The sequence below is a fragment of the Chlorogloeopsis fritschii PCC 6912 genome (assembly GCF_000317285.1).
Taxonomy (GTDB): domain Bacteria; phylum Cyanobacteriota; class Cyanobacteriia; order Cyanobacteriales; family Nostocaceae; genus Chlorogloeopsis; species Chlorogloeopsis fritschii.
In genome coordinates, this window is the sequence record NZ_AJLN01000084.1 from 89,425 (window position 1) to 101,864 (window position 12,440).

Genomic DNA, 12,440 nt, shown 5'->3' on the forward strand with positions numbered 1-12,440 from the left:
CCCAAAGCAAGCTCATGTCATTTAGCTGCCAAAGTAATTTCGGATTAGCAATAAATTAAAAATCTGAAACCCAAAAACCCTTACAAATGCTTCACCTCAGCAACTAACTTCGCCACCATTTCTTTAGCACTACCAAAGAGCATCGTGGTTTTCTCCTTGTAGAACAACTCGTTATCTACACCAGCAAAACCCGTACTCATCCCGCGCTTAATCACAATTGTCTGCTTCGCCCGATCCACCTCTAAAATCGGCATCCCGTAAATTGGGCTATTGGCATCACTCCGCGCTGCCGGGTTGACAACATCATTTGCCCCAATCACTAACGCTACATCCGTTTGCTCAAATTGGGGATTAATATCTTCCATATCGTGTAGTTGCTCGTAAGGCACATTCGCCTCTGCTAGCAACACATTCATGTGCCCCGGCATTCTTCCAGCTACGGGGTGAATAGCATACTTAACATCAACACCCATACGCTCAAGCTGATCTGCCAATTCGCGCACGCTATGTTGTGCTTGCGCTACCGCCATTCCATAACCAGGTACAATCACCACAGAACGAGCATAACCCAACATCATCGCGCCTTCTTCGGGATCGATGCTACGGACAGTTTGATCTGTTGTAACAGTACCACCAGCGGCACTTGCACTTCCACCAGTACCAAAAGCACCAAACAGAACACTAACCAGAGAACGGTTCATCGCCTTACACATAATCTCGGTGAGGATGATACCTGATGCTCCCACCAACGCTCCAGCGATGATCAGCATATTGTTCATCACCACAAAACCAGCAGCTGCCGCAGCTAAACCAGAAAATGAGTTCAACAGCGAAATTACTACTGGCATATCACCGCCGCCGATGGGAATGACGAACATCACGCCCAAAACTAAAGAAACTGTTACGATCGCTAAAAAGATAGGCAGGTTATGCGGCGCTACGATTAAAAAGGCACTACCTACCACATAGGAACCTAACAGTAAAACGTTGATGGGTTGCTGTAAGGTAAATGTAATTGGAGCACCGCTCATGATCCCTTGCAGTTTGGCAAATGCCACCATACTGCCTGTGAAAGTAACACCACCAATTAACACATCCAAAAGCATGGAAATGTTGGCATCTATGGATATGGCTTCCCCATGTTGCAGCAGCCGCCAAAACTCAGCCACAGCAACGAGTGCAGAAGCAGCACCACCAAGTCCATTTAGCAAGCCTACCATTTGGGGCATATCCGTCATTTGGACTTTATAGGCAGCGATCGCACCCAAAACCGATCCAATTGCCAACCCCAACAAAATCATCTCAAAATTCAATACGTGCTGATCCAAAAGTGTTGCTGCGATCGCCAACAGCATTCCCACAGCTGCAACAACATTACCTTGACGTGCTGTGGCGGGTGAACCCAGCTTTTTCAAACCCAAAATAAACAGAGATGCAGCGACTAAGTACGTCAGTTGAATTCCAGTTGGTAAAAAGTCAGTCATAATTTAGCGGTAATTGGTAATTATTGATTGCTAGTGGTTAGTTGTTAATAGTTAATTGTTGATTGCCATTAACCATTAACTACTTGCTTTCTTCTTGAACATTTGCAACATCCGATCGGTGACGAGGAAACCACCCACCACGTTGATAGTTGCCAGCACAATAGCAATCAAACCGAGAATGACTGACAAATTCCACTCTTTCGCACCGGAAGCTACAATTGCCCCCAAAACAGCAATGCCAGAAATAGCATTAGAACCTGACATTAAAGGTGTATGCAAAGTCGGTGGTACTTTGTTAATAACTTCAAATCCGGTAAATGATGCCAAAACAAATACAAACAAAGCAGCGATTAATGCTTCTGTCATGTTGAGTAAATCCTTTATTAGGGGCTAGAGGCTAGAGGCTAGGGGCTAGAGAGCTAAAATTCCCTAGCCCCTAGTCCCTATTTAACTAACTGCTGACTGTTGAACATCAAGAGCTTGCAGCGCCTCTTTGATGCGTGAGGAGCGAATTTCACCAGCATGGGTGATACAAGCCGCATCAATGATGTCATCAGCAAAATCTAGATGCACAGCTTTATCTTTAATCAGCAGTTGCATTAAAGATGTCAAATTCTTGGCATACAATTGGCTAGCATGGACTGGCATTGAAGATGGTAAATTAATTGGGCCGATGATGGTGATTCCATTCCAGACAATATCTTTGCCGGGATCGGTGCAAGCACAGTTACCACCTTGTTCTGCAGCAATATCTACAATTACAGAACCCGGTTTCATCTGCGCTACCATCTCCTGAGTTACCAATAGCGGTGCTTTTTTACCCGGAACTTGAGCAGTAGTAATAACAACGTCTGCATTCTTGATATGTTGCGCAACAACTTCTTGGGTGCGCTGCTTGCTAGCTTCGGAAATTTCCTTAGCGTAACCACCAGATGTAGTAGTTTCTTCGTCTAATTTGACTTCCACAAATTTTGCCCCAAGGCTTTGCACTTCTTCTTTCACAGCGGGGCGAATATCAAAAGCTTCTACCACCGATCCCAGCCTTCTAGCAGTGGCTATTGCTTGCAAACCAGCAACACCAGCACCCATTATAAATACCTTTGCAGGAGCGATCGTGCCAGCCGCTGTTGTCAGCATCGGAAAGTATTTAGGCAATGCTGCAGTGGCAATTAATACTGCTTTATAACCCGCGATCGAAGCTTGAGACGACAAAGCATCCATACTTTGCGCTCTTGTAGTGCGGGGAATCATCTCCATAGCGACCGCACTTACCTGACGCTCTGCCAATCGCTTTGCCACAACTGGATTTCCTAAAGGATTGAGAAAGCTAATCAGTACTGATCCTGCTTTGAGCAAATCAATTTCTGAACGCCCATCTTCCCGCTCTTGTGGTGGACTGACTTTAAGCAGAATATCTGCTTCACCCCATAATTTACTATTGTCAGCAATAATTGTTGCTCCTGCTGCTTCATAAGCAGCATCGCTAAAGAAAGCTCGCTCCCCCGCTCCTGCTTCCACCCACACTTCTAAGCCTTGTTTTACCAAGCGCGCTACAGTGTCGGGAATCAGAGCCACACGACGTTCACAAACTTCAATTTCTCTAGCAACCGCTATTTTCATGCAATCTCCTTGAGATTAATATTTATTTCTGTGCAAGCTTTGAAATGTTTCTGCTGAGTCAATCTACTCAGTTCTAATGTCTTGGGCAGAGCTATCAATTATTAGCTTTCCCAGTTGCTGGCAACGCAGGATTTACCGCTCTACTTATCCAGGCAAAACCTAACCGTATCACTCGCGGATGTCACAATTTAAAGTAAAGATACTTGCATTCATGGATTACTCATTGCACATCCTATGCCGATCCCCAAACTTTGCATCGTTGTCTTCAAGTTCTTTTAGGGATTGAAAAATATTGTTGTGTGTTCTTTACATCGTGCAATATCAATTAATTTCTGACAAACTAGAGCCTCAAATCACTGGAATTAAGTTTGCTGGGAATAACGTTTGTTGTAACCAATCTAGCCCAATTCAAAGCGCGATCGCTGTATTGATTCGCTTAATTTTTATAACAAAAACCTGATTTTTAGATACACTTATACATATTCTGCAACATAATCTTTTCTCCACTGTGTTTTGCACCTGGTGAAAATGTCACCAAGCTAGCAATAATAAAAACGTTTACTCTTCAAAAGAGAATGAGGTGAATAAATACAATAAAATGTAACTTATAAAACACTTTTGTAAGTAATATTTCTGAGGAAGAAAAGAAGTCGGCACCTTTCACCAGAATTTTACGTCCAGATCCCAAATAGCCATGAGTCAAGTTTGGTTACGAAGTCCCCACCCCCAACCACTGAGATAACACACCACAATATTTCTGCAACAGGAGCTTAACTATGCGACGTCTACTTTCTGCTTTAGCGGTAACTAGTTTTTTACTAACAAGCTTACCTGCGATTAGTTTGGCAAATTCCTTACCTGGATTCACACTTTTTAGCGGAGTCAAAGGTGAAAACCAGCTACCCTTTCGTTTAGATTTTGGCGGTAACGTTAATGCCTGGGATAGATACCGCTTAAGAATTCCTGCTAAAAAGATGAACGTAGCTGCTGCTCAATTTGTTGTAACTTACCCCAAATACTACAAGGGAACTTTTGATCCTAAAAACATAGAAGTACGGGTGAAAAACAAAAAAGTACCCCTATCTGAAGTCAGGTGGGATCGAGAAAATCGTGTGATTGAAATTTATCCTCAAGAAGCGGTGCCAGCAGGTAGCAATGTTGAGTTGGTATTCTCTAACGTGAAAAACCCTGCTTTCGGCGGTATTTATTATTTCAATTGCTCGATTCAATCCCCTGGTGATGTACCACTATCCCGTTACTTGGGAACTTGGTTACTTAGCATCGGGTAATTAGCACTCAAATGTCAAAGGTCGATAGTCAAAAAATTTTTGGTGAGAAACTAGACTTTAAACTCTAAACTATCGGCTTTTGACTATTGTACAAGTTTCTTAGAGTTTTTGCATCAATATAGTGATATAATAATAGATTGTGACATTTTATATCAAAATTTGTTGGAGAGGATAAGACTATGCGCAGAACTCTAGAAGGAACTTGTCGCAAGAGAAAAAGAACCTCTGGTTTTCGTGCCAGAATGCGGACGCCAGATGGAAGAAATGTACTCAGAGCAAGAAGAAGAAAAGGACGTCATCGTCTTAGCGTCTAAACTTAAGTAAGCAGAAATAGCGGCTGTGGCTTTGCCCAAAGCATATCGGCTTAAATCTCGCCACGATTTCCAAGCGGTTTTCCGGGGGGGCATTCGCCGTCATGGTTCTTACCTAACTTTGAGAGCCTTGCAATTGTCATCAGCACTTATTGCTCCAACTCAAATTGGGATTTCGGTTAGTACCAAAGTCAGCAAACGGGCGGTGGTTCGCAACCGCCTCAAGCGTCAAATAGCAGCAGCTTTGCATCAATTGTTGCCCAAAATCTCACCAGGGTGGCGGCTAGTGGTGATTGTAAAACCAGGCGCAGCAGAATCTAAGTGCGTAACCCAACAATTTCTGCAAGAATTAGAGCAGTTGTTGGCACAAGCTGAGGTATTAAATGGGCATTCGTGAAGAAGTTTATTTTGAAGGTGGCCCCCATATCGGGGATTTGATAATAAACATACTAATTGGGTTTACTGTTGTAGGCTTGCCATTGACTGTTGGGGCAATTGTCAGAGCTTTGTGGCTGCGTTTCCGCATTAGCGATCGCCGAGTGTCTGTCACTGGAGGTTGGATGGGACGTGAGCGCAGCGATGTAATTTACTCAGAGATTGTCAAAATCGTTAAAGTACCCCGTGGGATTGGCTTATGGGGAGACATGGTGCTAACCCTAAAAGATGGTAGTCGTCTAGAATTACGGGCTGTTCCCAAGTTTAGGGAACTTTATGATTACATCAGTGAAAAAGTAGCTGCCAAAAATCCCAATTTTAGTAGCGCTGTTAATAAATGATAGGGTGTAGGGACTAGGGGCTAGGGACTAGGGGCTAGGGACTAGGGGCTAGGAATAAAGAAATCTTAATACCTAATCCCCAACACCCAATACCCATTCCCCGATACCTAATACCCAATCCCCAATATAGTGCGGCTATCCGTAGTAGAACTGTAGTCGCAGGCAAATCCTGATTTAGATAAATTAGATTCAGTTGGCCAATTTTGGAAATTGGACAAGCAATAACTGATAGCCAAATGCTATTAGCCATTAGCCATGAGCTAATTTCCAATCTAAAATCGGTAGTTAATTTACATAACCTCAGGTTGAATTCAGAATAATGGATTTTGGTATCGGGTTCCTCTCGAACAACGTAATGTTGCCAATCATAGACTTGTTCTACAGCATAGTACCAAGCTATGGATTGGCGATAGTTGCCTTAACATTGATAATTCGTTTTGCACTGTATCCTCTCAGTGCAGGTTCGATTCGCAATATGCGAAGAATGCGAATTGTGCAACCTTTGATGCAAAAGCGGATGCAAGAAATCAAAGAACGTTATAAGGACGATCCGCAAAAACAGCAAGAGGAAATGCTCAACGTTCAGAAAGAATTTGGCAATCCTTTAGCTGGGTGTTTGCCGCTCTTGTTGCAAATGCCCGTTTTGTTAGCGCTATTTGCCACCTTGCGAGGTTCGCCTTTTGCCAGCGTAAACTACACCGTGAACCTGCAAATCTTTCCTGCTGAACAAATTGAAAGAATTCAACCCCAGGCTTTTGCTACTCCTGCTCAAAACATTTACGTTGCTGATGGAGAACACGTTAAGGTTACAGCTATTCTCCCTAGCGGCAACAAATTAGCTGTAGGAGAAACAACTAAAATTCAATATCAAACTCCTGAGGGCAAACCATTTCCAGCAGTTTTGGCTGAACACCCAGATGTAAATCTCATTCCCCAATGGAAAGTCACCAAAGGGGAAGAAAGGGTGAGAATTGATGCTGAAGGAAACATAGAAGCCTTGCAGCCAGGAGATGTGACTATTCAGGGGACAATTCCCGGATTGGCAGCAGATAAAGGATTTTTATTCATTGACGCCTTGGGTAGAGTTGGCGCGATCGATCCTGATGGCACAATCCATTGGGATATTGTGGCAATGGTAGTGATGTTTGGTATTACCCTTTACATCAGCCAAGTACTGTCTGGGCAAAATTCAAGTGGTGGTAACCCACAGCAAGATACAGTTAACAAAATTACTCCCGTTATTTTTTCCGGGATGTTTTTGTTCTTCCCTCTGCCTGCTGGGGTGCTGATGTATATGGTGATTGGTAATATTTTCCAAACTTTGCAAACCTATATTCTCTCTCGCGAACCCCTGCCAGAAGAGCTACAAAAAATCGTAGAGTCTCAGGAGAAAGAGGCAGAAGTACAACAAAAAACCCTGCCGTTTGAACCAAAAAGTTCTAAGAAAAAGGCTACAGGTTAATGATGACCGATAGTCGTATGCAAAGAGGGCAGCAGTGGTTAAAAACTCTGCTGCAACTAACTGGGATCAATACTAATATCAAGGCTGAGTTAGAATCACTTGCCACTGGTGAGGGTGAATCTCAAGAACCTGATAGTTTCTGGTTGACGATTGACGAAGTCAATTTGGCTCCAGAGCATATTCAGGTGTTAATCGGCCCCGATGGTACAGTTTTAGATGCTATTCAATATTTAGCGAATTCTATTCTCAACTTGAACCAACCTCATGAGGAACAAGCCTCATACACAGTTGAACTAAATGGCTACCGCGTCAGGAGACAAGCGGAAATTCGAGCGATCGCTGTGGGAGCAGCCGAACAAGTACGTACAACAGGTAGAGAAGTGGAAATTAAATCTCTTAGTTCAGCTGAACGCCGTCAAGTTCACACCTTTTTAAAGGATTTTAGTGACTTGGAAACTTTTAGCCGAGGTAAAGAGCCACATCGCAATCTAGTTGTACGTATGGCATCACCCGAATAACTAAGTAGTTGGTGGTTGGTGGTTGGTAGTTAACAACTAACAACTAGCAACTAACAACTCATTAATTTTCTAGAATCTAGAATATACGGATTTCCGTATTTATCAGCTATAAAATTAGATCCCAAAAAAGTTAGACTAAAGAAGTACTATCGGCATTTTTGCCGATAATAGGCATAATTTTTCGTGAAGATGTCTCATAAATCCTATGGACGCAATTTATATTCCGCAGCTAACTAAAGCACCGGAGCGGACAGAGGAGATTCAGGTGCAAGAGTTTCTTCCTGGTTTGGAAACTTTGACACCAGTTCGCGGACGCATTCGAGTACGGCATTGTGGTAATTATTTAGAGGTGTTTAGTAAAGCAGAAACCATTATTACTTGCACCTGCAACCGCTGTTTGCAAAGTTACAATCATCGCCTAGTGGTAGATACTTCTGAAATCATCTGGTTAGACGAAGCCGTTGAGGAAGAAGAAGCCTTTGTCTTAGAGCGGGAAATTGCAGTAGAAGATTTAGTGGAAACTCTATCACCATACGGGTATTTTGACCCTAGTGAATGGCTATACGAGCAAATGTGCCTGGCAATTCCCCAACGCCAACTGTGTGATCAAAATTGTCAAGGTATTCAACAAATTAATAATAGCAATTCTGAACAGGGTCTAGACCGCCGTTGGTCTTCTCTAGAAGCCTTGAGAAAGCAATTTCCTTCTTAGTTTTTATGCTTGCGTAATTCTGTCAAGGGTGCGTTAATGTAGTGTAACGCACCTTTGATTGCTTTATATTGTTATTTAGCTTAATAACTTTGCCAAAATCCAACATCCGAGAAGGGTGTTGCTATACGTACATAGACGCCGGATCTGCTTCCCGGAGGGTAGGCTACCTCTGCAGCCTGTAAGGATTTAGTCCATGGATGTAGGCTTTGTTTGTATAGCGCTAGGCTTTCAGCCTGTGGGCGTTTATTTAGGCGTCAATAATATTCCAAACTTGAAATAATAAAAAGATTAACTATATATCAACATACAGAATGAACACAGATATTGAGAAATATCCTATTTTAGAAATAAAAAATTTATGCGTTAATTATGGGGGCATTCAAGCTCTCAAAAAAATTAATTTAGTTATAAATAATGGCGAAGTAGTTACCTTAATTGGTGCAAACGGTGCTGGTAAAAGCACCACTCTTCGTGCTATCTCTAAGATAGTAAATCCCCGTAGCGGTGAAATTATTTACAGTGGCAGGAATATTATTCGTCGCCAACCACATGAAATTGTGCAATTGGGTATTGCCCATTGCCCGGAAGGACGAAGAGTATTAGCACGGCAAACGGTTTATGATAATTTGCTCCTCGGTGCCTATATTCGTTCTCATCAAGCAGAAGTAAAAGCTGATATTCAGCGCCAATTTGAGCTATTTCCACGTTTAGCACAAAGACGCAATCAACTAGCAGGAACTCTGAGTGGTGGCGAACAACAAATGTTAGCGATCGCCCGTTCGTTGATGAGTAAACCTAAACTTTTGCTTTTAGATGAACCGAGCTTGGGTTTAGCACCAGCGATCGTTCGAGAAATCTTTACCATCATTGAAAATTTACGCGCTACAGGCGTTACTATTTTGCTCGTGGAACAAAATGCTAACCTTGCCCTACAAATTGCAGATCGAGGATACGTTTTGGAAGCGGGTAGCATCACCTTAAGGGGTACAGCATCAGAATTAATTACTGATGAGCGAGTTAAAAAAGCTTATTTAGGATAATTATGTTTATATTTATACTTGAGATGCCTTTGTACTTGGTTGGGAATATCTCTATATGTTTTGGTTATCCTCAGTTTTGGAAGTTTACCTATTTTGATTAACTCTATCTATATATAACCTCATCATACATAAACTATTGAGAGGCAAACATATATGGTACAGCTACCAACGAAAACCCTAACTTTAGAAGAGTTTCTCAAGCTACCAGAAACGAAACCAGCCAGCGAATACATCAACGGACAAGTAATTCAAAAACCAATGCCTCAAGGTAAGCACAGTATTATTCAGGGCGAACTCGTCAGTACTATTAATGCTGTAGTGAAGCCAAATAAAATTGCTCTTGCTTTTCCAGAATTGCGGTGTACTTTTGCTGGGCGTTCGATTGTACCAGATGTAGCAGTTTTTGCTTGGGAGCGAATTCCCATAGATGAAAATGGAGATGTAGCGAACGTTTTTAAAGCTGCTCCTGATTGGACAATTGAAATTTTATCGCCAGAACAAAGTCTGACAAAAGTGACTGGCAATATTCTACATTGTCTAAAAAATGGCTGTCGTATGGGTTGGCTACTCGATCCAGATGAGCGATCGCTTTTAGTTTTTCCAACAGGGCAGCAACCAGAAATTTTCCAAGCAGAACAAGAGATATTACCAGTTCCGGATTTAGTTAGTGACTTGAAATTGACGGTAGGGCAGTTATTTGGATGGTTGAAGTTGAAGTTGTAAATTAGTGGGACACAAAATCTATTCCTATACCCTGTTTTTCGTAAGGAGCAAAAATAGAACTTACGCACGAGTCACGGAAGAATAAAACCACTCCAGGCACAGAGGGCACGGAGGAATAAGAGTTAGAGAGGTATTTTGCATAAGTCCTGAAAAACTATGTCTCTGTCTTGGCAAGAATAATGATGAATGAGAAAGATGGCGATAGAAATTACAGAACTATATATTACAGACTACGAGGATGTAATTTCTCTCTGGGAGAATACAGAGGGCATCAAGTTACGCGATGCAGATTCAAAAGAAAATATTCAGCGCTATTTGGAGCGAAACTCAGGTTTGAGTTTCGCTGCCCGAAAGGATGGACAAATTGTTGGTGCAATTTTGTGTGGACATGATGGGCGTCGTGGCTATTTACATCATCTAGCAGTGTTACCAATTTATCGTCGGCAAGGTATCGGTACAAAACTTGTAGAAAGTAGCCTTGCTCGGTTAAGAAATTGGGGAATCGAGAAGTGCCACCTGTTTATACTGACAGAAAATGTTCAGGCAAAACAGTTTTGGGAAAAGTTAGGCTGGTGTGAACGTACAGATATTCAAATGATGTCTCTAAACTTATCGAACTCTTCAAATCCCTAAATTTCCCAACATGAGATGATATTTACTTTGTAGCCCGCAAAGTTTATCCGCTTGGGAATCAATCCATGAGTCAAATCATCTGGATCGCAAGACACGCCAATCGCCTTGATTTTGTCAACCCAGAGTGGTTTCTAACAGCAGAACGACGCTACGATCCACCCTTATCTGAAGATGGTTTTTTACAAGCACAGCAGTTAGCTAATCGCCTGAAGCGAGAAAAAATTTCTCACATTTTCGCTTCTCCCTTCCTGCGAACAGTGCAAACGGCTAACGCAGTCGCAGAAGTTCTGGATTTACCGATTAAGTTGGAAACAGGTTTAAGTGAATGGTTAAATCCTGCTTGGATGGCAGAGGAACCCAAAAGATTGTCAACTAGAGAATTAGCAGAACTCTTTCCCAGAATTGACACTAGCTATACGCCACGCATAGCCGCCCAATATCCGGAAACTCATGAACAAGCACAGACACGTTCCGGACAAACTGCCAGGTGCCTAGCTGTAGAATTCTCTCCAGAACATATTCTGCTAGTGGGACATGGTGCATCGGTACAAGGTGCAGCAATGGGGCTTGTAGGAGAAATCGCCTTAACAGAAGTTAAAGCTTCTCTGTGCAGCTTAGTGAAAGTTGTGCGCCAACACCCAGAATGGTTTTTAGAACTGAAGGGAGATACATCCCACTTAACACAGGTAGAGGAAGTTGTTCGGTTTAATTAATAAAGATGGTAGCTAGTGGCTAAATCGCAATTAGCCATTAGCCATGATTAACCATCACAAAAAAGTAAGTTAATTTTGATACACATTATGACATTAATATTAGCAGGAGACATCGGCGGAACAAAAACTATTCTGCGACTGATGGAGGAGTCAGAAGGACAGCTTGTACGTACAATTTACGAGGAACGTTACCCTAGTAGAGATTATCCCGATTTAGTGCCAATAGTACAAAAGTTTTTGACAGCAAGTAACACCCACAAACCCCAAAAAGCTTGCTTTGCGATCGCAGGGCCTGTAGTAAACAATACTGCTAAGTTGACTAATTTGGCTTGGTTTTTGGATGCCGAACGCTTGCAAAAACAACTAGACATTGCCCCTATCTCTTTGATTAACGATTTTGCCGCCGTTGCCTATGGCATTTTAGGTTTAAAAACAGAAGATTTACACACTCTCCAATCTGGCAAATCAAACCCGGATGCCCCAATTGCTGTTATTGGTGCTGGCACTGGGCTAGGGCAAGGATTCTTAATCAAACAAGGGAACTACTATCAAGCCTTTCCTTCCGAAGGTGGGCATACTGACTTTGCTCCCCGTACAGAGCTAGAGTTTCAACTGCTGAAATATCTGTTGGATAAGCACGATATCCAGCGCGTTTCTGTGGAACGTGTAGTTTCGGGTTTAGGAATAGTTTCGATTTACGAATTTATGCGCGATCGCAAAATTACCGAGGAATCACCAGATATTGCCGCTATTGTCAGAACCTGGGAACAAGAAGCAGGAAAACAAGAAAAAAGCGTCGATCCAGGTGCAGCAATTGGTACAGCTGCCGTGCAAGGAAGCGATCGCCTTTGTGAAGAAACGATGCAACTATTTGTAGAAGCTTATGGTGCCGAAGCGGGAAATCTTGCTCTTAAACTTCTACCTTATGGCGGTTTATACGTTGCTGGCGGCATTGCTCCCAAAATTCTGCCTTTAATCACAAAAGGAGATTTTCTTCTCAATTTCACCTATAAAGGCAGAATGCGTCCTCTTCTAGAAGAGATACCAGTGTATGTTGTACTCAATCAGCAGGTGGGGCTGATTGGTGCTGCTATTTACGCCGCTAGACTATAACAGATAATTTGGGTGAGCAATGCTCCCCCTAGACAATATTACTGGT

Annotated in this window: 15 protein-coding genes; 12 read left to right on the forward strand and 3 right to left on the reverse strand. The window is 42.5% G+C overall.

All coding sequences use genetic code 11. From position 1 onward, the window contains the following. Positions 1–80: 80 nt before the first annotated feature. From UYC_RS0115930 to UYC_RS0115940, 3 genes are all read right to left on the reverse strand, one after another. Complete coding sequence (locus tag UYC_RS0115930) at positions 81–1,484, reverse strand: NAD(P)(+) transhydrogenase (Re/Si-specific) subunit beta (protein ID WP_016872610.1); 1,404 nt, start codon at positions 1,482–1,484, stop codon at positions 81–83. A 75-nt stretch (positions 1,485–1,559) separates the two neighbouring features. Further along, positions 1,560–1,850 carry an NAD(P) transhydrogenase subunit alpha part 2 gene (locus UYC_RS0115935; protein ID WP_016872609.1) on the reverse strand — a complete coding sequence of 97 codons (291 nt, stop codon included), beginning with the start codon at positions 1,848–1,850 and terminating at the stop codon, positions 1,560–1,562. An 81-nt stretch (positions 1,851–1,931) separates the two neighbouring features. Beyond that, positions 1,932–3,104 (reverse strand): Re/Si-specific NAD(P)(+) transhydrogenase subunit alpha, encoded by a 1,173-nt coding sequence (locus UYC_RS0115940; RefSeq protein WP_016872608.1) that lies wholly within the window; start codon positions 3,102–3,104, stop codon positions 1,932–1,934. Between the two features lie 776 nt (positions 3,105–3,880). Between UYC_RS0115940 and UYC_RS0115950 the strand changes: the two genes are divergently transcribed. From UYC_RS0115950 to UYC_RS0116005, 12 genes are all read left to right on the forward strand, one after another. Continuing rightward, the gene (locus UYC_RS0115950; protein ID WP_016872607.1) at positions 3,881–4,393 is read left to right on the forward strand and encodes a DUF2808 domain-containing protein; all 513 of its coding nucleotides are present in this window, start codon (positions 3,881–3,883) and stop codon (positions 4,391–4,393) included. Between the two features lie 179 nt (positions 4,394–4,572). Then, positions 4,573–4,707: a 50S ribosomal protein L34 gene (gene rpmH, locus UYC_RS36585; protein ID WP_071588406.1), complete on the forward strand. Its 135-nt coding sequence runs from the start codon at positions 4,573–4,575 to the stop codon at positions 4,705–4,707. A 25-nt stretch (positions 4,708–4,732) separates the two neighbouring features. Continuing rightward, entirely contained in the window at positions 4,733–5,101 is a 369-nt protein-coding gene (gene rnpA, locus UYC_RS0115955; RefSeq protein WP_016872606.1) for a ribonuclease P protein component, read from the forward strand. Then, positions 5,088–5,480 carry a PH domain-containing protein gene (locus tag UYC_RS0115960; protein WP_016872605.1) on the forward strand — a complete coding sequence of 131 codons (393 nt, stop codon included), beginning with the start codon at positions 5,088–5,090 and terminating at the stop codon, positions 5,478–5,480. Before rnpA ends, UYC_RS0115960 begins: the two co-directional genes overlap by 14 nt. Positions 5,481–5,799: 319 nt before the next feature. Continuing rightward, a complete protein-coding gene (gene yidC, locus UYC_RS0115970; protein ID WP_016872603.1) occupies positions 5,800–6,942 on the forward strand; it encodes a membrane protein insertase YidC in 1,143 nt (380 codons plus the stop codon). After that, a complete protein-coding gene (locus tag UYC_RS0115975) occupies positions 6,942–7,460 on the forward strand; it encodes a Jag family protein (RefSeq protein WP_016872602.1) in 519 nt (172 codons plus the stop codon). Before yidC ends, UYC_RS0115975 begins: the two co-directional genes overlap by 1 nt. Before the next feature lie 205 nt (positions 7,461–7,665). Continuing rightward, entirely contained in the window at positions 7,666–8,172 is a 507-nt protein-coding gene (locus tag UYC_RS0115980) for a YceD family protein (RefSeq protein WP_016872601.1), read from the forward strand. Between the two features lie 311 nt (positions 8,173–8,483). Beyond that, entirely contained in the window at positions 8,484–9,212 is a 729-nt protein-coding gene (locus tag UYC_RS0115985; protein ID WP_016872600.1) for an ABC transporter ATP-binding protein, read from the forward strand. A 153-nt stretch (positions 9,213–9,365) separates the two neighbouring features. Further along, positions 9,366–9,935 (forward strand): Uma2 family endonuclease, encoded by a 570-nt coding sequence (locus UYC_RS0115990; RefSeq protein WP_016872599.1) that lies wholly within the window; start codon positions 9,366–9,368, stop codon positions 9,933–9,935. A 195-nt stretch (positions 9,936–10,130) separates the two neighbouring features. Beyond that, positions 10,131–10,568: a GNAT family N-acetyltransferase gene (locus tag UYC_RS0115995; RefSeq protein WP_016872598.1), complete on the forward strand. Its 438-nt coding sequence runs from the start codon at positions 10,131–10,133 to the stop codon at positions 10,566–10,568. Positions 10,569–10,633: 65 nt separating this feature from the next. Then, on the forward strand, positions 10,634–11,281 hold the full coding sequence (locus UYC_RS0116000; RefSeq protein WP_016872597.1) for a histidine phosphatase family protein: 648 nt from the start codon (positions 10,634–10,636) through the stop codon (positions 11,279–11,281). An 87-nt stretch (positions 11,282–11,368) separates the two neighbouring features. Next, positions 11,369–12,394 (forward strand): glucokinase, encoded by a 1,026-nt coding sequence (locus UYC_RS0116005; RefSeq protein WP_026087305.1) that lies wholly within the window; start codon positions 11,369–11,371, stop codon positions 12,392–12,394. Positions 12,395–12,440: the final 46 nt, after the last annotated feature.